Origin of the sequence: Streptomyces sp. NPDC058751 (genome assembly GCF_042746485.1) — a bacterium.
Lineage (GTDB): Bacteria > Actinomycetota > Actinomycetes > Streptomycetales > Streptomycetaceae > Streptomyces.
This window is the reverse complement of record NZ_JBHYPZ010000001.1, coordinates 446,636-469,980: the sequence shown is the minus strand read 5'-3', so window position 1 is coordinate 469,980 and position 23,345 is coordinate 446,636. Positions and strand designations below refer to the sequence as shown.

19 protein-coding genes and 1 other RNA gene are annotated in these 23,345 nt (G+C 70.4%); 14 read left to right on the top strand and 6 right to left on the bottom strand.

What is annotated here, in order from left to right; all coding sequences use genetic code 11:
• Window positions 1–23: 23 nt before the first annotated feature.
• The 4 genes from ftsX (at window position 24) to ssrA (ending at window position 3,310) form a co-directional block, all read left to right on the top strand.
• Entirely contained in the window at window positions 24–944 is a 921-nt protein-coding gene (ftsX, locus tag ACFW6B_RS02035) for a permease-like cell division protein FtsX (RefSeq protein WP_386591341.1), read from the top strand.
• Between the two features lie 67 nt (window positions 945–1,011).
• Window positions 1,012–2,178, top strand: coding sequence for a S41 family peptidase (locus tag ACFW6B_RS02030; RefSeq protein WP_386591340.1), 1,167 nt, complete (start codon window positions 1,012–1,014; stop codon window positions 2,176–2,178).
• An 81-nt stretch (window positions 2,179–2,259) separates the two neighbouring features.
• The gene (smpB, locus tag ACFW6B_RS02025) at window positions 2,260–2,802 is read left to right on the top strand and encodes an SsrA-binding protein SmpB (RefSeq protein ID WP_206300940.1); all 543 of its coding nucleotides are present in this window, start codon (window positions 2,260–2,262) and stop codon (window positions 2,800–2,802) included.
• A gap of 119 nt (window positions 2,803–2,921) precedes the next feature.
• Window positions 2,922–3,310, top strand: a transfer-messenger RNA (tmRNA) gene (gene ssrA / locus ACFW6B_RS02020).
• 86 nt (window positions 3,311–3,396) lie between these two features.
• Here ssrA and ACFW6B_RS02015 read toward each other — a convergent pair.
• The 6 genes from ACFW6B_RS02015 to ACFW6B_RS01990 all read right to left on the bottom strand — a co-directional run bounded on the left by ACFW6B_RS02015 (window position 3,397) and on the right by ACFW6B_RS01990 (window position 11,503).
• Entirely contained in the window at window positions 3,397–4,410 is a 1,014-nt protein-coding gene (locus ACFW6B_RS02015) for a LacI family DNA-binding transcriptional regulator (protein ID WP_386591339.1), read from the bottom strand.
• On the bottom strand, window positions 4,410–6,680 hold the full coding sequence (gene yicI / locus ACFW6B_RS02010; protein WP_386591338.1) for an alpha-xylosidase: 2,271 nt from the start codon (window positions 6,678–6,680) through the stop codon (window positions 4,410–4,412). Before yicI ends, ACFW6B_RS02015 begins: the two co-directional genes overlap by 1 nt.
• Before the next feature lie 11 nt (window positions 6,681–6,691).
• The gene (locus ACFW6B_RS02005) at window positions 6,692–7,513 is read right to left on the bottom strand and encodes a carbohydrate ABC transporter permease (RefSeq protein ID WP_386591337.1); all 822 of its coding nucleotides are present in this window, start codon (window positions 7,511–7,513) and stop codon (window positions 6,692–6,694) included.
• Entirely contained in the window at window positions 7,510–8,475 is a 966-nt protein-coding gene (locus ACFW6B_RS02000) for a carbohydrate ABC transporter permease (protein ID WP_386591336.1), read from the bottom strand. The genes ACFW6B_RS02005 and ACFW6B_RS02000 overlap by 4 nt, the downstream gene beginning before the upstream one ends.
• Window positions 8,472–9,767 carry an ABC transporter substrate-binding protein gene (locus tag ACFW6B_RS01995; protein ID WP_386591335.1) on the bottom strand — a complete coding sequence of 432 codons (1,296 nt, stop codon included), beginning with the start codon at window positions 9,765–9,767 and terminating at the stop codon, window positions 8,472–8,474. The genes ACFW6B_RS02000 and ACFW6B_RS01995 overlap by 4 nt, the downstream gene beginning before the upstream one ends.
• Window positions 9,768–10,051: 284 nt before the next feature.
• Window positions 10,052–11,503, bottom strand: a complete 1,452-nt coding sequence (locus tag ACFW6B_RS01990) for an MFS transporter (RefSeq protein ID WP_386591334.1) — start codon at window positions 11,501–11,503, stop codon at window positions 10,052–10,054.
• On the opposite strand from ACFW6B_RS01990, the gene ACFW6B_RS01985 reads away from it, so the two are divergent.
• The 10 genes from ACFW6B_RS01985 (at window position 11,485) to ACFW6B_RS01940 (ending at window position 23,270) form a co-directional block, all read left to right on the top strand.
• Window positions 11,485–12,477 (top strand): LysR family transcriptional regulator, encoded by a 993-nt coding sequence (locus tag ACFW6B_RS01985; RefSeq protein WP_386591333.1) that lies wholly within the window; start codon window positions 11,485–11,487, stop codon window positions 12,475–12,477. The two genes, ACFW6B_RS01990 and ACFW6B_RS01985, sit on opposite strands and share 19 nt — an antisense overlap.
• Window positions 12,478–12,786: 309 nt before the next feature.
• A complete protein-coding gene (locus ACFW6B_RS01980; RefSeq protein ID WP_386591332.1) occupies window positions 12,787–13,899 on the top strand; it encodes a hypothetical protein in 1,113 nt (370 codons plus the stop codon).
• Window positions 13,900–14,197: 298 nt separating this feature from the next.
• Window positions 14,198–16,498 (top strand): glycosyltransferase, encoded by a 2,301-nt coding sequence (locus ACFW6B_RS01975; protein ID WP_386591384.1) that lies wholly within the window; start codon window positions 14,198–14,200, stop codon window positions 16,496–16,498.
• A complete protein-coding gene (locus ACFW6B_RS01970; RefSeq protein WP_386591331.1) occupies window positions 16,495–17,889 on the top strand; it encodes an acyltransferase family protein in 1,395 nt (464 codons plus the stop codon). The genes ACFW6B_RS01975 and ACFW6B_RS01970 overlap by 4 nt, the downstream gene beginning before the upstream one ends.
• 402 nt (window positions 17,890–18,291) lie before the next feature.
• Entirely contained in the window at window positions 18,292–18,609 is a 318-nt protein-coding gene (locus ACFW6B_RS01965) for a hypothetical protein (RefSeq protein WP_386591330.1), read from the top strand.
• A gap of 5 nt (window positions 18,610–18,614) precedes the next feature.
• On the top strand, window positions 18,615–19,946 hold the full coding sequence (locus ACFW6B_RS01960) for a hypothetical protein (protein ID WP_386591329.1): 1,332 nt from the start codon (window positions 18,615–18,617) through the stop codon (window positions 19,944–19,946).
• A 91-nt stretch (window positions 19,947–20,037) separates the two neighbouring features.
• Window positions 20,038–20,661, top strand: coding sequence for a hypothetical protein (locus ACFW6B_RS01955; RefSeq protein WP_386591328.1), 624 nt, complete (start codon window positions 20,038–20,040; stop codon window positions 20,659–20,661).
• A 20-nt stretch (window positions 20,662–20,681) separates the two neighbouring features.
• Window positions 20,682–21,371, top strand: a complete 690-nt coding sequence (locus tag ACFW6B_RS01950) for a hypothetical protein (RefSeq protein ID WP_386591327.1) — start codon at window positions 20,682–20,684, stop codon at window positions 21,369–21,371.
• A gap of 214 nt (window positions 21,372–21,585) precedes the next feature.
• The gene (locus ACFW6B_RS01945; protein ID WP_386591326.1) at window positions 21,586–22,242 is read left to right on the top strand and encodes a hypothetical protein; all 657 of its coding nucleotides are present in this window, start codon (window positions 21,586–21,588) and stop codon (window positions 22,240–22,242) included.
• Window positions 22,230–23,270: a hypothetical protein gene (locus ACFW6B_RS01940; protein ID WP_386591325.1), complete on the top strand. Its 1,041-nt coding sequence runs from the start codon at window positions 22,230–22,232 to the stop codon at window positions 23,268–23,270. Before ACFW6B_RS01945 ends, ACFW6B_RS01940 begins: the two co-directional genes overlap by 13 nt.
• Window positions 23,271–23,345 lie beyond the last annotated feature (75 nt).

Sequence of the window (23,345 nt, the reverse complement as noted above, 5' to 3'; positions counted from 1 at the left end):
CGGAAAGGTCTGAGGAAGACGCCATGCGCGCGCAGTTCGTTCTGTCGGAGATCGGTGTCGGTCTCCGCCGCAACCTGACCATGACCTTCGCGGTCGTCGTCTCGGTCGCCCTCTCGCTCGCCCTGTTCGGCGGGTCGCTCCTGATGAGCGACCAGGTGAACACCATGAAGGGCTACTGGTACGACAAGGTCAACGTCTCGATCTTCCTCTGCAACAAGAGCGACGCCGAGTCCGACCCGCACTGCGCCAGGGGCGCGGTGACCAGTGACCAGAAGAAGCAGATCGTCGCCGACCTGGAAAAGATGTCCTCGGTCGTCCAGAAGGTCACCTACGAGTCCTCGGACCAGGCGTACAAGCACTACAAGGAGCAGTTCGGCGACTCCCCGCTGGCCAGCTCCCTCACGCCGGACCAGATGCAGGAGTCGTACCGGATCAAGCTGAAGAACCCGGAGAAGTACCAGGTCATCGCGACCGCCTTCGACGGCCGGGACGGCGTGCAGTCCGTCCAGGACCAGAAGGGCACCCTGGACAACCTGTTCGAGCTGCTCAACGGCATGAACTGGGCGGCGCGCGCGGTGATGGCGATGATGCTCGTCGTCGCCCTGATGCTGATCGTCAACACCGTGCGCGTCTCGGCGTTCAGCCGGCGCCGCGAGACGGGCATCATGCGGCTCGTCGGCGCCTCCGGCTTCTACATCCAGGCGCCGTTCATCGCCGAGGCCGCGGTGGCCGGACTCATCGGCGGCGGCGTCGCCTGCGGGTTCCTGCTGATCGCCCGGTACTTCATCATCGACCACGGCCTGGCGCTGTCCGAGAAGCTCAGCCTGATCAACTTCATCGGCTGGGACGCCGTGTTGACCAAGCTCCCGCTCATCCTCGCGACGAGCCTGCTGATGCCCGCCCTGGCCGCTTTCTTCGCATTGCGCAAGTACCTGAAGGTGTGACGCATCCCAACAGGGCCGCCCCGTCAACCGACGGTGCGGCCCTTCGCGTTGTCCTAGACTCACCGGCATGTCAGGCCGTGACCTGTTCTGCGAGCCCCGCCGCATCCGCCGCGGGGCGGCCCTGACATTGGTGTTCGCGAGCCTCCTCGTCGCGGGCGCGGCCACCGGGTCGTTCTCCGACTCCGACCCGAAGACCGGGGCCGAGGCGCCCGGTTCGGCGGCGGCGCGCCGGCACGACGAGGTCGCCCGGGCCGCCGCCCAGGCGATGGCCGACGGCAAGTCCCCCGTGGAGGCCGCGGAACGGGCCGTCAGCCGCAGCGGAGACCGCTGGGGAGCCGTCTACTCCCAGGGCGAGTACGAGGAGTTCGAGGAAGCCCTCGACGGCCAGTACACCGGCGTCGGCCTGTGGGCCCGCCGCGAGAGCGACGGGCGGATCGAGGTCACCCGCGTCAGCACCGGCTCGCCCGCGGCCGCCGCGGGCATCCGCCAGGGCGACCTGCTGCGCAGCGTCGACGGCGCGAAGGTGGACGGCCGGCCCGTCACCGAGGTCGTCTCCTTACTGCGCGGAGACGCGGACGGCGCGGCCGCCGGCACGAAGGTCTCCCTCGGCCTGGAGCGCGGCACGCACTCCTGGAGCCGCACCCTGCGCCGCGCCCGCCTCTCCACCGACTCCGTGACCGTCAAGGGCCTTCCCGGCCGGGTCACCCTGATCAAGGTCGACGCCTTCACCAAGGGCGTGGGCGACGCCGTACGCACCGCCGTCGGCCGGGCGCCGGACCGGGGCGGGATCGTCCTCGACCTGCGCGGCAACTCCGGCGGCCTGGTCGCCGAGGCCGTCACCACCGCCTCCGCCTTCCTCGACGGCGGCCTCGTCGCCACGTACGACGTCAACGGCGACCAGCGCGCCCTGCACGCGGACGCGGGCGGCGACACCGCCAGACCCCTCGTCACGCTCGTGGACGGCGGCACGATGAGCGCGGCCGAACTGCTCACCGGCGCCCTCCAGGACCGCGGCCGCGCGGTCGTCGTGGGCACCCGGACCTTCGGCAAGGGCTCGGTCCAGATGCCGAGCCGGCTGCCCGACGGCTCCGTCGCCGAGCTGACCGTCGGCCACTACCGCACCCCCTCGGGCCGCTCCGTCGACGGCCGGGGCATCACCCCGGACCTGGAGGCGGACAAGGAGCCGCTGCGGCGGGCCGGGACCGTGCTGAGCGGCCTCGGGGACCTTTCCTGACCCGTCGGACGCCGGCCCGGTAATCGGCTTTCCCCCAGGGCCCCCCGTAGTGCGAAAATGGCCAGCACTATGAGCAAGGGAATGTACGTACCGAAGGAGTCCCAGCCCAAGCAGGGCGGGGCTGCCGCCAAGTCCAAGGACGGCGAGAAGGGCGGCAAGCGCAAGATCGTCGCGCAGAACAAGAAGGCCCGCCACGACTACGCGATCATCGACACCTACGAGGCCGGGCTCGTCCTGACCGGCACCGAGGTCAAGTCGCTGCGCCAGGGCCGGACCTCGCTGGCCGACGGGTTCGTCCAGATCGACGGGGGCGAGGCGTGGCTGTACAACGCCCACATCCCGGAGTACAGCCAGGGCAGCTGGACCAACCACTCCGCGCGCCGCAAGCGCAAGCTGCTGCTGCACCGCGAGGAGATCGACAAGCTGTCCGTGAAGTCCGAGGAGACGGGTCACACGATCGTGCCCCTCGCCCTGTACTTCAAGGACGGCCGGGCGAAGGCGGAGATCGCGCTCGCCCGGGGCAAGAAGGAGTACGACAAGCGGCAGACCCTGCGCGAGAAGCAGGACCGGCGCGAGTCGGACCGGGCCATCGCGGCGGCCAAGCGCAGGCAGCGCGGCGAGTAGCGCGGCGCCCCGCCGGAATAGGCTGGCACCGTCGTGCGTTGGTCACGTACGATGGCATCGCACCTCACAGCGGGTGCGGGTTCCTCCCCGGAGGGACCGGAGCTTTGAAAAAACAACATGGGGATGATCGGTTTCGACAGCGGCTGTCGAAGCAGGGGAAGCGTGTCGAGGAAGCGGCAATGATCTCGTAAACCATATGTCGCAAAAAATAATCGCCAATACCAAGAGCGATTCCCAGTCCTTCGCCCTCGCTGCCTGATAAGCAGTGAGTGAAGGACCCTTAATGGGTGTCAGCCCGGGGATGTTCCCGACCCGGATCCTGGCATAATCTAGGGAACTAAACCAGCGGGCCCGGTCACGGGGTTCGCTGGGAAATCAAACAGTGACTGAGCCCGTCGGCGACTTGTTCGCGTGATCGCCGGGGCTGAGAAAATCGCAGCGAACTGCACACGGAGAAGCCCTGATTCTGCACCGTTGGACGCGGGTTCGATTCCCGCCATCTCCACTCATCCCATGTTTTAATTAAATAGCGTTCAATTGAATATCGTGACGAAGGCCCCGCTGCCCAGGCAGCGGGGCCTTCGCCTTGCCATCTCAGGAATTCAGCGTCCGGGGGGCCGTGCTGGCACGCTCCGTCATCCGGGGCGTGAGCAGGGTCGCCTCGGGGCAGGGCGTGCCGTTCAGCTTCCTCATCAGCAGGTCGACGGCCCGTCCGCCCGCCTCGGCCGACGGGATGGCGATGGAGGTGACCGGGACGCGCAGACCCTCCGCGAGCTCGTCCGGGCAGATGGCCGTGACGGACAGATCGTCCGGAACCCGCAGACCCAGTTGCTCGAAGGCGTCGATCAGCGGTTCCAGTACCGGCTCGTTGTGGACCACGACACCGGTCAACGCGGGCTGCTCGCGCAGGAGTTGCTCGGCCACCCGGCGCGCGGCGGCGGGCGATGCCTCACAGGGCCGGACGGACGAGACCAGGCCGCCTCGGTCGGCGGCGGCCGTGAACCCCTGCACCACCCGCTGCGCGAACGCCGTCCCCCGCACGTACACCTCGGGCGGCGACCCCACCAGCGCGACGACCCGGTGCCCGAGCCCCGCCAGCCGCTCCACGCACAGTTCGCCCGCCGCCTTGAAGTCCAGGTCGATGCAGGTGAGCCCGTCGGGGGCGGCCGGGAAGCCGATGAGCACCGACGGCCGGTTCAAGGCGCGCAGCAAGGGCAGCCGGGGGTCGTGGAGCTGGACGTCCATCACGATCAGCGCGTCCACCAGCGCGGTGTCCGCCACCCGCCGCAGCCCCTCCTCGCCCTCCTCCTGGGTGAGCAGCAGGACGTCGTGGTCGTGCAGCCGGGCCGCCGTCACCACCGACACCGCGAACTGCATCACCACCGGCACGTGGATGCCCGCCCGCAGCGGTACGACCAGCGCGAGGACGTTCGACCGGCTGCTGGCCAGTGCCCTGGCCCCCGCGTGCGGACGGTAGCCCAGCCGGCGGATGCTCTCCTCGACGCGCTGCCGGGTCGCCTCGGAGATCGGCCGCTTGCCGCTGAGGGCGTAGGAGACGGTGCTCGGGGACACCCCGGCGTGCCGCGCCACATCGGTGATCTTGACCATCAGTCCGCCTCCGGCTCGTCCGGCTCCAGTTCGACGGAGAGGAAGCCCGTCCCGGCGCGGGCCCGTGCCTCGCGTCCGCCCGCGGCCAGCCCCCAGGGCGCGGAGGGGTCGCTGCAGGACGCGCGCAGGGTGTTCCCCTCGCGCACGACGGTGAAGGTGACCGCGCCGACCGGCACCGACACCCGGGCGCCCCGCTCCAGGCCGTACGCGCGCAGGGTGACCCCGTCGGCGTGGTCGTACTCGGGGCGGTCGTCCACCGCGCCGACCGGGATCACCGCGCCCGGCCGCACCAGCAGCGGCACGCTCAGGAAGCCGTGCCGTTCGCGCACCCAGCGCGGCCCGGTCACCGGCGGGCCACCGAGGTAGGGGGTCCAGGTGCCCTCGGGCACGTAGTACGAGACGTCCCCCTCGTCACTGAAGACGGGCGCGACCAGCAGGTCGGGGCCGAGCATGTACTGCCGTTCCAGGTGCGCGCACCCCGGGTCGTCCGGGAACTCCAGGACCATCGCCCGCATCATCGGCACCCCCTCCGCGTGGGCGGTGCGGGCGGCCTCGTACAGGTACGGCATGAGGCCCATCTTGAGCCGGGTGAACAGCCGCAGGACGTCCACGGCCTCCTCGTCGAACAGCCAGGGCACGCGGTACGAGGACGAGCCGTGCAGCCGGCTGTGCGAGGACAGCAGCCCGAAGGCGATCCACCGCTTGAACAGCGCGGGCGTCGGTGTCCCCTCGAAGCCGCCGATGTCGTGGCTCCAGAACCCGAACCCCGACATGCCGAGACTGAGCCCGCCGCGCAGCGACTCGGCCATCGACGCGTACGTCGCCTCGCAGTCGCCGCCCCAGTGCACCGGGAACCGCTGGCTCCCCGCGGTCGCCGAACGGGCGAAGACGACGGCCTCCTGCTCCCCGCGGTGTTTGCGGAGCACGTCGAAGACGGTCTGGTTGTAGAGGTACGTGTAGTAGTTGTGCATCCGCTCCGGGTCGGCGCCGTCGGCGTAGGCCACGTCCACCGGGACCCGCTCGCCGAAGTCGGTCTTGAAGCAGTCGACGCCCTGGTCCAGCAGCGCCTCCAGCTTTGCGGCGTACCAGTCGCGGGCGGCGGGGCTGGTGAAGTCGACCAGAGCCATGCCCGGCTGCCACAGGTCCCACTGCCACACGCTCCCGTCGGGCCGCCGCAGCAGGTGCCCGAGGGCCCGCCCCTCCGCGAACAGCGGTGAGCGCTGCGCGATGTACGGGTTGATCCAGACGCAGATCCGCAGCCCCTTGTCCTTCAGCCGCGTCAGCATCCCCTCCGGATCGGGGAACACCCGCGGATCCCACCGGAAGTCGCACCAGTTGAACTCGCGCATCCAGAAGCAGTCGAAGTGGAAGACGGACAGCGGTAGTTCCCGCTCGCGCATGCCGTCGATGAAGGAGGTGACGGTGTCCTCGTCGTAGGAGGTGGTGAAGGACGTCGACAGCCACAGGCCGAACGACCAGGCGGGCGGCAGGGCCGGGCGCCCGGTGAGCGCCGTGTACTTGCGCAGGATGTCCTTCGGCGTCGGGCCGTGGATGACGTAGTACGTCAACTGCTGCGTCTCGGCGCTGAACTGGACCCGGGAGACCGCCTCCGAGCCGACCTCGAAGGAGACCCGGCCCGGGTGGTCGACGAAGACCCCGTAGCCCGCGTCCGTCAGATAGAACGGCACGTTCTTGTAGGCCTGTTCGGTGGCGGTGCCGCCGTCCGCGTTCCACATGTCCACGACCTGGCCGTTCTTGACGAGCGGACCGAACCGCTCGCCGAGCCCGAAGACCTGTGTGCCGACACCGAGGTCGAGCTGTTCGCGCAGGTAGTGGGCGCCGGTCGCGTCCCGCATGATGCCCATGCCCTTGGGGCCGCTGCTGGTGAGGGTGCGGCCGTGCGCGAGGAAGTCGATGTGCCAGGGGGTGGTGCGGGCGATCCGGACGGACAGGGCGCCCGCGGTCAGGGTCGCGTGGCCGTCGTCGTACTCGGTGTGCGGGGTGAACCCGGTTCCGTGCAGTTCGAACCGGGGTCCCCGGGGTTCCTCGCCCTGGAAGTGGGTGAACGTGACGCCGATGACGTCGGGCATGGGCGCGTGGGCGCTGATCGTCACGACCGGTCCCTTCAGCAGGTCGCCGCGGTGCCGGATGGGCTGTGTCGGCGCGTGGATCTCCAGGCCGCCGGGGTCCGAGGTCACGTCGAGGACCTCGACCGGGTGGGCCGCGGTGACCCCCTCGCGCAGCAGCCAGTAGCCGTCCGTGAACTTCACTTTCGTACCCCTTACTTGACCGCGCCGACGGCGATGCCGCGGGTGAGGGTCCGTTGGAAGACGAGGAAGAAGACGACGGCGGGCAGCACACCGAGCAGGGCGGCCGCGTTCGTCATCGTGGCGTCCATCAGGCGCTGTCCCTGGAGGACGCCGAGGGCCACCGACACCGTCTGGTTGTCGTTGGAGATCAGCATGACCAGCGGCAGCAGGAACTCGTTCCACGTCCAGACGAAGAAGAAGACGAGGAGCACGCCGATCGTGGGGCGGCTGACCGGGATCACGATCCGCCACAGCACCTGCCACCGGCCGGCCCCGTCGATCCGCGCGGCCTCGATGATCTCGCGCGGGAAACGGCCGAGGACGGAGGAGAGCAGGTAGGTGCCGAAGGCCGCCTGGATCACCGTGAACACGATGATCACGCTGAGTCTGGTGTCGTAGAGGCCGGCCTGTTTGCTCAGGTGGTACAGCGGATAGACCAGCGCCTCCTGCGGCAGGGTGTTGGCGAGGACGAAGAACGCGAGCACCCAGGCGCGGCCCCTGATCCGGCCGATGCCGATCGCGTACGCGTTCAGCACGGACAGCACCGCGGCCCCGATGGCCGCCGAGCCGGAGATCAGCACCGAGTTGAGGAGCTTCCGCCCGAAGTCGACGCGCTGCCAGAAGTCCCTGAGGCCGTCGAGGTGGAGGCCGCGCGGAAGGCTGAGCGGGCCGTGCGCGGAGTAGTCGGCGGGCGACTTGACCGCGTTGAGGACGACCAGGGCGAAGGGCAGCACCATGAACAGCGCGCCGACGGCGAGGGCCACGAGCACCGGGTAGCGGCGGAGGGCGGTCATGCGCGGACCCCTTCCTCGGCGTCCTCGGCGCGGGTCTGGAACCTCAGCCCGACCATCGCCAGAGCCAGGACGACCACGGTCAGGACGGTGGAGATCGCCGCGCCGTAGCCGACCTGGGTCTTCTCGAAGAAGGTCGTGAAGGAGAAGTACGACGGCACGTCGGTGGCGCCGCCCGGACCGCCCTTCGTCAGGACGTAGACCGCGCCGAACACCTTCAGCGCGGCGATCGTGCACCACAGCAGGACGACCGAGATCTCCGGGCGGAGCTGCGGCAGCGTGATGTGCCGGAACCGCCGCCACCAGCCGGCGCCGTCCAGCTCGGCGGCCTCGTGCAGCCCGGGGTCGACGCGTTGCAGACCCGCCATGAAGACGACCAGCGGGAAGCCGAGTTGCACCCAGACCATCACCCCCATCACGCTGTACAGCGCGAAGTCCGGGTCACCGAGCCAGTCCTGCCGCCAGGAGCCGAGACCGACGGCGTCGAGCAGCACGTTGAGCGAGCCGTCGTCGGGCGCGAGGATCCAGCTCCACACGATGCCCGCGACCGCGATCGGCAGCACCTGCGGGAGGTAGTAGCAGGCCCGCAGCACCGCCACGGTCCTGCTGCCGAAGTGCTTGCCGATGTGGTCGAACAGGGCCGCGGCCAGGACGAGTCCGATCGCGGTCGGGACGAGGGCCATCGCCAGCACCATGAAGAGGCTGTGCCGGAACGACGCCCAGAACTCGCTGTCGTCCACGAGCTCGCGGTAGTTGGCGAGACCGGCCCAAGAAGGGGTGCCGACGCCCTGCCAGTCGGTGAAGCTGACCCAGGTGTTCATCAGGAACGGCACGACGACGACGGCCGTGAAGGCGATCACGCCGGGCAGCAGGAACGGCGCGTAGGAGGTGCGCGGGCGGCGCGGGTGACCGGCCCGGGCCTTCAGCCCGGTCACCCGCCCGCCGCGTTCGGCGGTCACCGTCATTTCTGCGGTACGCCCTTGTCGTACGCCTTCTGGAGGTTGTCCAGGTAGGCGTCGGGCTCCTCGCTGCCGGTGATCAGCTTCTGCGTCTCGGAGACGAGGGTGTCGTAGAAGCCCGGCACCGGCCAGTCGGGGTAGAAGGCGAGCCCGTCACGTTCCGCGAGGGTGTTGTAGTCGGATATCAGGGTCCTGGCCCTGGCGTCGGTGATCGCGGAGGGGTCCGCGGCCACCGGGACGCCGCCCTTGTCGCCCAGCAGGTTCTGGATCTTCTCCGACATGGTGATGTCGATGAAGTCGTAGGCCAGTTCCTTGTTCTCGGCGCCCTTGGGAACCACCCACAGGTTGCCGCCGGAGCCCAGGGTCAGGTTCGAGCCCGGGAACAGGCCGGAGTCCCAGTCGAACCCGGCCTCCTTCGCGAAGCGGCCGTACCACCAGCTTCCGGAGAACAGGATCGGCGACTTGCCCCGGATCCAGGAGACGCCCGCGTCCTCGGCCTTGGTGCCGCTGGACTTCTTGGAGATGTACCCCTTCTCCACCCAGTCGGCGAAGGTGTTCGCGGCGTAGCTCCAGGCCGTGTCGTGGAAGTCGGTCTTGCCCTTGTACAGCTCGTAGGTGTCGACCCAGGAGCGGTCGGCCTTGGAGAGGGCGAGCTGGTAGAGGTACTGCTGGGCCATGTACTCGGCGCCCGCGTTGGCGAGCGGGGTGACGCCCTTCGCGACGAACTCGTCCATCACGGCGACCAGTTCGTCGTACGTGCTCGGCTCCGCGATCCCGTACTTCTTGAAGAGGTCCTTGTTGTAGAAGACCATCGTGTACTCGGCGTAGTTGGGCACGCCGTACCACTTGCCGGAGCCCATGACGCCGTCGGTGTCGTACCGGCTCGTGGTCCTCACGCCGGCGCTGAGCTTCTTGTCCCAGCCGCGCTTCGTGGCCTCGGCCGTGAGGTCGGTCAGCAGTCCCTGCTTGGACAGGAGCCCGGCGGTCGCGTTGCCCTTGTTGTACTCCATGACGTCGGGGGCGTCGTCCGAGTTGAGGACCATGGGCGCGGTCTTCTGGATCTGCTCGAAGCCCTTCTCCTCGAACTTCACCTTCACGCCGGGGTGTTGCGCTTCGAATTCCTTGATGGCCTCCTTCCAGGCCACCCCCATCGCGCTGTCCGGCCCTTCGTAGTGCCACAGTCTGAGCGTTCTGCCGTCCGAGGAGCCACCGTCCGAGCCGCCGCAGGCCGCCGCCAGCAGGGCGCCCGCCAGGGCCATAGCCACCGCCGCCGCCGTGCGCCGTCGTGTCGTCGACATCCACTGCCTCCAGAGGAGTTGGATGGGTACCGGGTCGTCATGCACCGTCGTCGAACCGTTTCGATGCATGGCGTCGAAGCGCTTCGACGGGGGAAGGTAGGTGGCAGCCGTGAGCACGTCAATGGGCTGGACCGGAATTGCGGCAGAGGTTCGACGGGCCGGACGGTGAGGGCGGGGTGTTCGACGGGCCGGGCCGGGAGGCGGGCCGGGGCGGAGCGGCGGTGTCCGGTGTCCGCCCTGGCGGCGGGGGGCCGGGACGGACCACGGAGGGGCCGGGGGCCGGACTAAGGAGTGTGCGCGGGGGTGCGTTCGACGTGGCGCTCCCTGGACTCGGCCGCATCCGCGCCCGCATCCGCGCCCGTGCCTGCGCCTGTGCCTGTACCCGAGCCCGCATCCGTACCCGTACCCGTACCCGCGTCCGTGCCTGCCCCCGCCCCCGCGCCCGTGCTCAGCGCGGCGATCACGAGCGCGGTCGCCGCCGCCGCGACCGGGACCGTGTATCCCGTGGCCGCCGACCAGTGCTCCACCATCCAGCCGGCCGCCGCGGAGCCGCCGGCTATCCCGCCCAGCAGGCCGGTCACCGCGAGCGTCATGCCCTCGTTCAGCCGGCCCTCGGGCGTGCGCCGCTGGACCAGCGTCATGCCGGTGACCATGGTCGGAGCGGTCGCCATTCCGGCCACGAGCAACGCGCCCGCGAGAACCGGCAGCGAGCCGGTGAGCCGGACGGCGAGGAGGGGCAGCGTCAGCAGGACGGCCATGGCGCCGACGCACACCACGTACCGCCGGGCGGCGGACGCCCCGGCGTCGGCCGGGGCACCCCGTTGCAGCGTGCCGAACAGCAGTCCCGCCACGCACGACCCCGCCGCCTGGAGGGCGAGCACCACGCCCGCGGCGGACTTGTGCCCCCGTTCGTCCGCGAACGCGATCGTGGCCACCTCCATCGCGCCGAACACCGCGCCGGTGGCGAGGAAGGAGAGCAGCAGCGCGGGCATCCCGGGCGCGAGCACGGGCGACCCGGACGCCGGGACCGGCCGGGGCGGCGGCTGCGTCGAACGCTGCGCCGTGAAGAGCAGGACGCCCGTCATCAGCAGCGCGGACCCCACGAGCATGCCCGCCTCCGGGGAGACCGCCCCGCACAGGAAGGCCGCGAGCACCGGGCCCAGCATGAAGCACAGCTCGTCCACGGCCTGCTCGAAGGAGTTCGCGGTGTGCAGCGCCGCCGCGTCCCCCTCCAGGAGGTGGGCCCAGCGCGCACGGGACATCCCCCCCGTGTTGGGGGTCGTGGCGGTGGCGGCGTACGCGGCGAAGAGGGTCCAGTCGGGCGCGCCGAAGCGCACGCACGCCACCAGTCCGGTCCCGCCGAGCAGCGCGAGGGCCGTGGCGGGCACGGCCACCCGGGCCTGCCCGTACCGGTCGACGAGCCGCGCGGTCCAGGGCGCGACCACGGCCGTCGCCGCGAGACCCGTCGCGGTGACGGCGCCGGCGAGCGCGTACGAGCCCCGCGCGCCGGCGATCATGATGACCGCGCTCACGCTGAACATGCCCATGGGAAGCCGGGCGACGAGGTTTCCGAGGGTGAAGGCACGGGTGCCGGGCAGCGCGAAGAGACGCCGGTACGGCGTGAGCGGTGACATGGGTGAAGCCTCGCCCGGCGTCCCGGGAGCGGTCCAACACTTACTCCGTCGCGATTGACGCACTCGGGTTGTAAATTCGCGTGGTGCCTGGTCAACGTCCATTCCCCGGTCATCTGGACCTCCGTCTGCTGCGTGCCTTCCTCGCCGTCGCCGAGGAACTGCACTTCACCCGCGCCGCCGCCCGCCTGTACGTCGCCCAGCAGTCCCTGAGCCGTGACATCCGCAGGCTGGAACGGGAACTCGGGGCGGAGCTGTTCGTGCGGACGACCCGCCAGGTGACGCCGACGCTGGAGGCCCAGCGGCTGCTGCCGTACGCGCGCCGCGTGCTGGAGGCGCACGACGCGCTGCTGGACGCCTTCGCCCGGCCCGGCGGCGAGGAGCGACCGCTGCTCGTCGACGTCAACACCCCCGGCCTGGTCTCCAGCCGCATCCTCGACCGGGCCCGTGACCTCGCCCCCGGCAGCGAGCTGATGGCCCGTTACGAGACCGGGCTCACCGGCGCGGCGGCGGACCTGCTCGCCGGCCGGCTGGACGTGTCGTTCGGCCGGTTCGCGGGACTCGACCCCGCCGTCCGGGCCCGCCTGGAGCAGCGGATCGTGCGCTACGAACCGATGGCCGTCGTCCTGCCCGAGGACCATCCCCTCGCCGGACTGGACGCGGTGCCGCTGGCCGCGCTGGCGGGCGAGACGGTGTACGCCGGGGCGGGAAACCCCCGGACGCTGGAGTGGACCGACCTCGCACATCACCTTTTCGAGGGACGCGGTATCGGCATCGCGTCACCCGCGCCGGTGGCTCTGGGGGCCGAGGAATTCAGGCGGATCATGGCGAAGTGGCGGAATCCCGTTCTCGCCGTGGTGGAGTTTCCGGCCATGCCCGGTTCGGTGTCGAGGCCCCTCGTCGACCCCGTCCCCCTGTCGCCCGTGTCACTCGTGTGGCGCAAGGGACTCGTCCATCCGGGAATCGATGCGCTCATACGGGCTGCCGACGAACTCGCGAGCGAAGAAAAGTGGCTCCTGAGCCCCCATGAAGGGTGGATTTCAGCCACTGATGCCCTCGTTCTCATGGGGCACACGTGAGACGAACCACACGAGTCCTACACGTGCGCTACATTTTTCGTCCGGGCGCGATGTGGTATTAGGGGGCGCTTTGGTCGGGTGGGGGCCCGGTCCGGACGACATGGACGGCATTGCCCGGAGTCGCCGCGCACCCGTGAGCAGTCCCATGGGGGGATGTACGTGCGCGCTGAGAACTGGCGGAAAGACACCCAACCGGCCGGTCGTGACATCGATCGGCGGGACGGGCGCCGCGCCGATCCGTCACCCGGGCGGGAAACCGGGGAGCCGAGTGCCCGGCAGACGGCCGACAGAACCCTTTCGTGGCCGGACATGGGGGCCGGTATCGGTCATGAGCGCGGGGAACGCGCCGAGCGGGCGGCCGGCGGACGTCGCAGGCGAACCCCGGATCCGGAGACCGGACTGCTCGTCGGCCGCACGGCGGAGATCGACGTGCTGTCCGGCCCCCGGCCCGAGGCGGGACCGGCGTCCGGGCAGGAACCGGGAGCGGGGCCGGCGGCCGGGCACGAGCCGGAAGCGTGGCCGACTCCCGGGCACGAGCCGGGAGCGTGGCCGACTCCCGGGCACGAGCCGGGAGCGTGGCCGGCCTCCGGGGGAACGGTGACGGCGGAGGCGTCCTCCCACACCCTCACGGCTCCCGCCCCGCCCTTCTTCAGCGACGGCCCCGCCTTCGACGACGGCCCGGACACCGAACTGCTCCCCGAGGCCGTGCCGGACCCCGGCCGTCCGCCGCTCGCTTCCCGGGAGAACCCGGGCGAACCGGCGAGCGGCCGCGACCCGCACGAGGTCCACGACCCGCACGAGCTCACCGTCCAGCTCGACCCCGCGGGCCGTGGGGCGGGCGACCGGCCGGGCGAGGACGTCCCCGCGGCCGCCGAGGTCTCCGACGGGCCCGTCTTCGTCGACGAGTCCGGCCGCCGCAGCCGCCGCTTCCGCCGTCTGGGCATGCTCGTCGCCGCGGCCTGCGCGGTCTACGCCGTCGTGATCGTCGGCACGCTCCTGTCGGGCAACTCGAACGCGCCCTGGCTCCCGGTGCCCGGCCAGGAGGAGGACACGCCCGCCGACGAGGTCGAGCCCTCGCCGCTGACCGAGAAGCCGGTGAACCCCTCCGGCAAGGCCACCGCCACCGCGCCCGGCGCGGTGCCCACGGCCTCCGACGGCACGACACCCTCAGCCAGTTCGACCGCCAAGGTCTCCGCTCCGGCCTCCGCCTCCGCCGCGGGCGCGTCCAGCAGCGCCGAGCCCAGTGCGCCGACGACCCGGAAGCCGGACCCCGGCGTCACCCCCAAGAGCCCGGACCCCGAGTCCGGACCGCCCTCTCCGACGGACGGGCCCTCGGCCCCGGCCTCGCCCACCACCCCCGACGGCACGTCCACTCCCACGGAGGCGCCAGGCCCCGCGGTGGACGGGGCCGGTCCCGGATGAGCGGCCCTCGCCGGTGCGCACCCGCCCGGCACCGGCGCGCACCCGCGTCCGTCACCGTGCCCGTGCCGGTGTCCGCGCCCGCCACTGCACCTGCGCTCGCCGTCGTACCCGTGCCCGCCACCGTGCCTGTGACAGTGCTCGCCACCGTGCCCGCACCCGCCGTCACGCCCGCGCACGCTCCCGTCACCGCTCCCGGCGCGGTGGCGGCACCCGTGAAGGGCCCGTTCGCGCCGGCCGGGCGGCCGGGCCGCCCCGGTCCTCCGTGCACCCTCTCCCTCTCGTCCCCGGAGAACGTTCTCTGATGTCCCGCACCAGACGCCGCGGTCCGGCGTCCGCCAAGCCGGGCCCCGGCTCCGGCACCGTCCCGCGACAGGACCGCGACGCCCGGCGCCGCCTTCTCCCGCGCCGCCGCCTCCCCCTGCGCTTCCTGCTGCCCGTCCTCGTCCTGGCCGCGATGATGGGAATGCTCATGCTGCGCGGCTACGCGCACAGCGAGGTCCTCGCGGACCACCGCGTCCGGCCCGAGGCCGCCACGGACAAGGTGCCGCGGAAGATCCTCGACGGCGGCCCGGTCATCGACACCCGCGGCGGCCGTACGGCCAGCCTGAGCGTCCCGGACCACCGTCTCGTCCTCACCTTCGACGACGGACCGGACCCCACCTGGACCCCCAAGGTCCTGGACGTCCTCAAGGCGAACCGCGCCCACGCGGTCTTCTTCGTCACCGGCACCATGGCCTCGCGCTACCCGGACCTCGTCGAACGGATGGTGAAGGAGGGGCACGAGGTCGGCCTGCACACCTTCAACCACCCCGACCTGTCGTACCAGTCCAAGAGCCGTATCGACTGGGAACTGTCGCAGAACCAGCTGGCGCTGGAGGGCGCGGCGGGCATCCGCAGCTCCCTGTTCCGTCCCCCGTACTCCTCGTTCGCCGACGCCATGGACGACAAGTCCTGGCCGGTGACGCAGTACGTCGGGACCCGCGGCTACATCACCGTCGTCAACGACACCGACAGCGAGGACTGGAAGAAGCCGGGCGTCGACGAGATCATCCGCCGGGCCACGCCCGAGGGCGGCGAGGGCGCCGTAGTCCTGATGCACGACTCGGGCGGCGACCGCCACCAGACCGTGCAGGCGCTGGCCGAGCTCCTGCCCCGGCTCCAGGCCAGGGGCTACGAGTTCCAGAACCTCACCGAGGCACTCGACGCCCCGAGCGCGAACACCCCCGTGACCGGCCTCGACCTGTGGAAGGGCAGGGCCTGGGTCTTCCTCGTACAGGCGTCGGAGAGGACCACCGACGTCCTGGTCGTCGGTGTCGCGATCATCGGCGTGCTGGTCTTCGCCCGCTTCGGGCTGATGCTCCTGCTCTCCGCGCTGCACGCCCGCCGGGTCCGCCGGAGGGACTTCCGCTGGGGCGCGGCACCGGTCACCGAACCGGTGACGGTGCTGGTCCCGGCGTACAACGAGGCCAAGTGCATCGAGAACACCGTGAACTCCCTCATGGCGAGCGAGCACCCCATCGAGATCATCGTCATCGACGACGGATCGAGCGACGGCACCGCCCGCATCGTCGAGGACATGCGCCTGCCGAACGTACGCGTCGTGCGCCAGGTCAACGCCGGCAAGCCCGCGGCCCTCAACCGGGGCATCGCGAACGCGAGCCACGACATCATCGTGATGATGGACGGGGACACCGTCTTCGAACCGGCGACCGTCCGCGAACTCGTCCAGCCCTTCGCCGACCCGAAGGTCGGCGCCGTCGCGGGCAACGCCAAGGTCGGCAACCGGGACTCCCTCATCGGCGCCTGGCAGCACATCGAGTACGTGATGGGCTTCAACCTCGACCGCCGCATGTACGACCTGCTGCGCTGCATGCCGACCATCCCCGGCGCCGTCGGAGCCTTCCGCCGTACGGCACTGGAGCGCGTCGACGGCATGAGCGAGGACACGCTCGCCGAGGACACCGACATCACGATGGCCCTCCACCGCGACGGCTGGCGCGTCGTCTACGCGGAGGACGCGCGCGCCTGGACCGAGGCCCCGGAGTCCGTCCAGCAACTGTGGTCCCAGCGCTACCGCTGGTGCTACGGCACCATGCAGGCGATCTGGAAGCACCGGCGCGCCCTGATCGAGCGGGGCCCCTCGGGCCGCTTCGGCCGGGTCGGCCTGCCCCTGGTCTCCCTCTTCATGGTCCTGGCCCCGCTCCTGGCGCCGCTGATCGACGTCTTCCTCCTGTACGGAGTCGTCTTCGGCCCGACGCAGAAGACGATCCTCGCCTGGCTCGGCGTCCTCGCCGTCCAGGCGGTGTGCGCCGCGTACGCGTTCCGCCTGGACAAGGAACGCATGACCCATCTGGTCTCGCTGCCCCTGCAGCAGATCCTCTACCGGCAGCTCATGTACGTCGTCCTGCTGCAGTCCTGGATCACCGCCCTCACCGGCGGCCGGCTGCGCTGGCAGAAGCTGCGCCGCACCGGTGTCGTGGGGGCGGCACCGGGGGCGACACCGGGACCGGCCCCGGGGGCGGCGCCCGGACCGGCCCCGGGAGCGGTCCCGCAGCAGCGGGTGTCGCACGGCGGGAACGAACGGAGGCCGGTGGGATGACCGCGCACGAGTACCCGGCGGGGACGACTCCGCCGATGGCCGCCCCGAAGCCGGCCGTCCCGCACCCGCGTACGTACCCGGGAGCGCCCGAGGCCGTGACGGCAGGGCCCGGGACCGTGGCCGCAGGGCCGGAGGCCGTGGCAGGACCGGAGGCTTCGCGGGCTCCGGGAGCTTCGGGGGCTCCGGGAGCTTCGGAGGCCGGGGAGGGGCCGGCCCCGCGCCGCCCCGGCCGCGACCGCTACCTGGACCTGCTCCGCTCCCTGGCACTGATCCGCGTGGTCGTGTACCACCTGTTCGGCTGGGCCTGGCTGACGATCCTCTTCCCCTCCATGGGCGTGATGTTCGCGCTGGCGGGCTCCCTGATGGCGCGCTCGCTGAGCCGGCCGCCGCTGGGCGTGATCCGGGGACGCCTGAAGCGTCTGCTGCCCCCGCTCTGGGCGTTCAGCGCGGTCGTGCTGACCATGATGTTCCTGGGCGGCTGGAACCCGGGGAAGGACCCCGACCTCGACGGCTCCTGGGGCCTGGTCGAGCTGTTCGACTACCTCGTCCCGATCGGCGCCCCCCCGTTCCCCTGGCACCTGGGCTCCAAGTCGGGCCTGCTGGAGGACACCTGGGCGGTCGAGGCCGCGGGGGTGCTCTGGTACCTGCGCGCGTACCTGTGGTTCGTGGTCGCGTCCCCGCTCATGCTGTGGGCGTTCCGCCGCGCCCCGTGGGTGACGGTGGCGGCTCCCCTCGCCCTGACGGCGGTTCTCGGCACCGGGCTGGTCACCGTTCCCGGTGAGACCGGCAACGCCGTCACCGACTTCGCCGTCTACGGCGGCTGCTGGCTCCTGGGCTTCGCGCACCACGAGGGGACGCTCGCGAAGGTCCCGCGCTACCTCGCCGTCTCGTGCTCGGCCCTGATGATGGCCTTCGCGCTGTGGTGGGCCTCGGGTCATCTGGGCCCCGACGGCTGGGACCTGAACGACATCCCGCTCGCCGACGCGCTGTGGTCCTTCGGTTTCGTGGTGATCCTGCTCCAGTACAGCCCGTCCTGGCAGAAGCTGCCGGGCCGCCTGGCCCGCTGGGACAAGCTGGTGACGCTGTCCAACAACCGCGCGGTCACGATCTACCTGTGGCACAACGTGCTCATCATGGCCACGGTCCCGGTCCTCGACCAGCTCTACGGCCTCCCCTTCCTGGACAACGAACGGGCGACGGCGTTCCTCGACTCCACCTACGCCCTGTGGATGTTCGTCCTGGTGTGGCCGCTCATGGGCCTGACCATCCTGGCCCTCGGCTGGATCGAGGACATCGCGGCCGGCCGAGGCCCGCGCCTCTGGCCGAACGGGGCCAAGGGCCGCCGCGGCGGCGGACGTCCGGCGAGCAGGGGGCGCCGGGCGAGGACCTAGCGACCGCGGTCGGTCGGCTTCGGCTTCCGGCTTCGGCTTCCGCCCGTCCGAGGCACGGACCCGGCGGAAGCCGAACGACGGGGTGTCCCGTGAGTCCGGTGCTCCGCCGCACCCGACTCACGGGACTCACCGAACTCACCGAACTCACAAGACTTACGGGACACCCTCGTCCTGTTTCATCCCGTGATGTCACTCGATCGAAGGTTCTGGCCGACCGTTTGATCACGTTATGAACCGCTATACCCACCTGCTCGACCCCTTTCGTCCTGGTGCCACGTCAGGGCTCCCGCTAGCGTGACGTGCTGCCGCCCCCACGCCCCGCCCCCGCCGCCCAGGAGCCCCGCGAAGGGTCGTGCCGGGGGATCGCGCGCCGAGCAGGGCCGAGCAGAAAGAGCAGAGGGCGTGGCAGAGCGGTTGGCCGTCGACGGCGATGAGCTGTCGCACTTCATGAACCTGCTCCGCAGGTCGACCGGGTCGTTGCAGGGATTGCGCAGGGCGCTGGAGGACGCCACGGTCACCGGTCTGGGAACGGACGACCTCGACCGCGCCTGCGAGGAGTTCCAGGACGACTGGAAGTACGGAGCCGACCGGATCGGTGAGCAGACGGAGGACCTGTCCAAGATCATCGGGAAGAGTAGGGACGGTTACCGCGAGGTGGACAGGGCCCTGGAACGGTCCCTGAGGAAGGCCGGGGGCGGCGGGGGCGGCGGTACGAGGTGACGTACGTGCCCGAGGACACGGGGGCGGCCCTCGACCCGAGATCCCTCGCCGACCGCGACCGGCCGCAGGGCCTCAAGTCGGTCCCGCGCATCCCCAACCCCGACTACCCGCACCTCGGGTTCAACCCGGTGCCGGGCAGCACGGAGACCGTGAGCGGCCTCCGCAAGAAACTCACCGGGTGCGCGAAGGTCCTCGAAGAGACGCGCGAACTCGTCACCAGGCTGATGGACGGCAGTTGCTGGAAGGGCGACGCGGCCGTCGCCTTCCGCGAGCAGCTGGACGGCGGACCGCTTCCCCTGAACCTCAAGAACGCGGCGCGCTCCATCCGCAAGGCGGCCGGACAGCTCGACCGCTGGGAAGGCGAGCTGGAGGACTTCCAGCGGCGGGCCAGGCGGCTCGAACAGGACGCCGAGGACGCTCGGGCCGCCGTGGACCGGGCGAAGGGCCACGCCGCGAAGGCGGGCGACAGTCCGGACCTGGACGGGAAGGGGGCCGCGCACGACGAGGCGCGGAAGGCGCTGACCAGGGCGAAGGCGGCGGTGGACGACGCCGAGGACGTTCTGCGCGGGATTCGCGCCAAGGCGCGCGAACTCGCCGAGGAACACGAACAACGGGCCCGGCTCCGGGCCGGCAAGATCCGCGACGCCACGAAGAGGCTGACGCCCCATGAGCCGGGCTGGTTCGACTCGGCCCTCGACTGGGTCACCGAGAACCTGCCGGACATCCTGAGCACGTTGGGGGCCGTGATCGGTTTGGTGGCGCTGTTCGTCGTGTCGGGTGGGACGTTGGCCGCGGTGCTGTTGCTGGTTGCGTCGGCTTTGAGTGCGACGGCTTTGACCATCCGGGTCTCTGAGCACCCCACCGTATGGGCGTCGTTGAGAGACGGCTTTGCCAAGGGGGAGCTCGACACCGATTTCTGGAGCAATTTCGTGACTGTCGGGGGTGATGCCCTTGGCATGGTTCCCGGAATTTCCGCAGTGGGCAAGGGGGCTGCGGTTGGGCTCCGGGCCGTGAGCGAGACGGGTGATGCTCTTTCGCTCGGGCAACGGGTCATCCGTTCTGGAGGCAGCACCATGGAGCATGCGAAATCCATTTCGAGCTTGGACAACGCGCTGCTTGGTTTTACGGTTCGCGGCGCCCGAGCGGCGCAGATCACGAAAGGCATTGAGGTCACTTCGGCTTCGGTGGGTGTCGGCACCGCAGGCTTCGGCCTCGCCATGACCGCCGTGGACACCGACGACGACGGGATCAAGGACGGCTCGGTGGCGAGTATCGACGGCGCCAGGCTTGGACTCGACGTCGGAGGACTTGTTGATGTCGCCCGGCATGTCTTCTGACTCCCGAACAGAGAGAAGGCGTCACATGTCCCCGACCCGATTTCCGACTGCGTGGGAGCACCCCCCGACCAGAAGGGCCTTCGTTCACCACTTGCTCTTGATCGTTCTGCGCCTGGTGGGCTGGATCGCTGTTTGGACCAGCTCGTTGGCTGCCCTCGTGGTCTTTCTGTCGCCGGGGTTCACACCCCTCTTCCTGCCCATCCTGGGCTACGCGGCTTTCCGGGCCGTCCTCCAACTCGCCTACATCCGGCCCTCCATCCAGATCCAGCGCGTCCTCTGGCAGTACCCCTGGCAGCTCCTTTCGGATGTGCCCCGGGGGCGGAACCGGCATCCGTCGGTCGAAGAGGACGAGATGTGGCTGGAGCTGCCCAATCCCGAGGAGCCGGGGGAGCGGATTCCCCTGCTGTTCCTCTCCGGCATGCGTACCTTCTGGTGGATGCGGCGGTTCGGTACCGCTCGTACGAAACCCGGGCTGAAGGCGGAGATCGAGCCGCTCTGGTTCGCCGGTGACCCCCGTTTCATCGCCGTCATCGCGGCTTCCGGGCGAAGGGGCGAGGGTCCCAGGAGGCTGCACCTGCTGTACCAGCGCACGGCCACGGGCCGCCGGGGCGTCGAGCCGACCGACTGGAACGCGAGCCCGACCGCCCTCGAACGGGCCCGCCGTTCGGGCGCCCATGTCCCCGACCCGGTACGCCCGCACCCGCATCCCCACTGACTCGCCCCTGGCAGGACCCGATGACCACGGCCCCCCGCTTCACCGTCGCCGACTCGGCCGAAGACCCCGACGCCGAGATCTGGTTCGCGGAACCCGCCGGTTTCACCGCGGTGCCCCTCGGCGCCCTGCTTCCCGCACCGGACTCCTCGGCCGCGGACGATCTGCGCACCGCCCTCGCGCCGTTCCTCCGGGCGGCTCCCGACGAGTCGGTACGGCAGCAGTTCGTCGCCCGGTTCACCCAGGCGCAGCGGATGCTCGGGGCGTTGGTGGAGACGGGGACCGTCCACTGCTCGATCGGGCTGCACCGGGACGACGTCGAGGAGGGGGCCGGGAGCGGTGGCTGGCCGCTGCTGTCGTTGCTCACCGTCTCCTGGCGGACCACGGCGGTGGCGCCGCGAGGTGTGACGGCCGCCCGTGCGGTGAGCGGACTCGACGCGGGGGCGCGTATCGATTTCGTCGAACTTCCCTGCGGGCCGGTCGCGTTCAGCGAGGCCGTCCATGTCCCTGGTGGCACCGGGGGTCTTCCTCAGGCGCCGCTCGTCCAGTTCCGCGCCCACCTGCCGCATCCGGACTGCAGGCGGCTGGCCGTGTTCACGCTGAGCACGACGGCTGTCGGGCACCGGGAGCAGTACCGGGCGATCCTCCGCCGGATCGCGGCCCTGGCCACCTTCGACAACCCGCTGCGTCCGGCTTCCTCCGGGCCGCCGTGAGCTCGGGCCACGGGCTTTGCGGACAGCAACCGGGTGAACCGTCTTTCGGTGGGATGTTCCTCAACCGAGGCTCCAGGGAGGCAAGTTGACCACGTTATGGATGCTTATGGCCGCCACTGTTACCCGCTTGGCACCATTCGCTCTGGTGTCGTCGCACAGGCCCCCGCTAGCGTGTTGGTGCCCCTTCGCACCCCACGCCGCACAGGAGTCTGCCGTGAACCGCCGTTCCCGCCTGCTTGCCACAGCCGCTGTCGGAGCGTCAGCCGTGCTGCTTTTGACCGCGTGCGGCGGGGGTGGTGAGAAGCCGAAGGCCAACGACAAGATCGCCGGCGCGGACACCGGGGACAAGACCTCGGCTTCACCCAGCGCGAGCACGCCCCGATCGACGGGACGACCGAAGATCGAGCTGCCATCGGACCTCACGCTGACCTTCGAGGGAGCGAAGACCGGCGACGACACGAAGGATGCCGTCCTCGCCGACAGCGCAGAGCGCATGCGGGCCGTGGACGCGGCGATCACCGGGACCGACCCCAAGGGCGAGGCGATCGGGTACTACAACACCGGCAAGGCCCTTGAGGCCGCCCTGACCTGGGTCAATCAGTTCAAGGAGGCGGGCTCCACCCTCACCGGTGCGGCGCGGTACTACGACCGGACCGTGACTCTCGACGGCAAGACCTCTGCCTCACTCGTGTTCTGCGCAGACGAGAGCAAGGGCTACAGCAAGGACAAGAAGACCAACAAGATCAACAAGACGCCGGTCACCAAGAACAGCTACGTCCTTTACAACACGCGCTTGGACAAGAACTCGGAAGGTGTCTGGCAGACATCGCAGATCATTTCCACTAGGGGGGCGGCTCAGTGCCAGCCGTAACGAGAAACACCGTTCGCGCCGCTCTGCTGGCGGGCGTTCTGGTAGTCGGGAGTGCCCCGGACGCTTGGGCGGACTTCGTCCCGGGCGGCAAGGGTTCTGGTTCCGAAACGCAGGTGAACGGAGGGCAGAAGGACCGCAAGGTCACCGCCACAGCAGGTGCCGTCGTGTTCGATCGGTCCAAGAACGGGTCGGGGGACTCCTCCGGGCCGGTGACCTCGGCGTCGGGGAACTGGACCCCGCCCGCCTGCTACTACGCCCCGAGGTACACGCCGGACGAGCTGCAGAAGTACTTGGAGCCCATCTGGAACGCCGAGTCCACCGGTTCCCAGTGGGACCAGGAACAGCGTGACAGGTACGTCAACGGCGGCGAGGCCGAGGATTTCAACAAGGCCAAGACCGGCAAGGGCTACTGGTGGGACTCGTACGTCACGCCGGGCCGTGAGGGCGACCCCGGCGCGCTGAAGTGCGACAAGCCCATCTTCTGGGTGGACACGGGTGACGCCCCGCCGGCGGACGTTCCCGAGGCGATCACCCCGGAGATGCTGGCGCAGCTCGCGTACGCGGAGATACGCGTGCCGTCGACGAAGGTGGACCTGGCCCCGGCGGGGACGACGAAGGTGAACCTGCCGACGTGGGCGTGGCTGGACACGGCGAAGTTCAAGCCGGTGTCGGTGACGGCGTCGGTGCCCCTGCTGAGAGTGACGGCGACGACGACGGCGGAGCCGGTCGCGCTGAAGATCGAGCCGGGGACGGCGGACGCGCAGACGTACCCGGCGTCGGGCGTCTGCGAGATCACGGGCGATCGCATCGGCGAGGCGTACGCGAAGGGCAAGGCCGGGAAGACTCCCCCGTGCGGAGTGAAGTACCTGCGCTCCTCGGGCGACGGCTCGTACAAGCTGAGGGCCACCATCACCTGGAAGATTCACTGGACGGGCACCGGCGTCCCCGACGCGCAGGACCTGCCGGACGGCACCTTCGGAGCCGACCAGGACGTCGTCGTACAGGAGATCCAGTCCATCAACCGCTGAGAGACGGGTGTGCCCCGGTGAGGGGCGGAACGGGAGCGAGTGGGAAGTGACGTCACCCCGGTCTGCCGGCAGCGA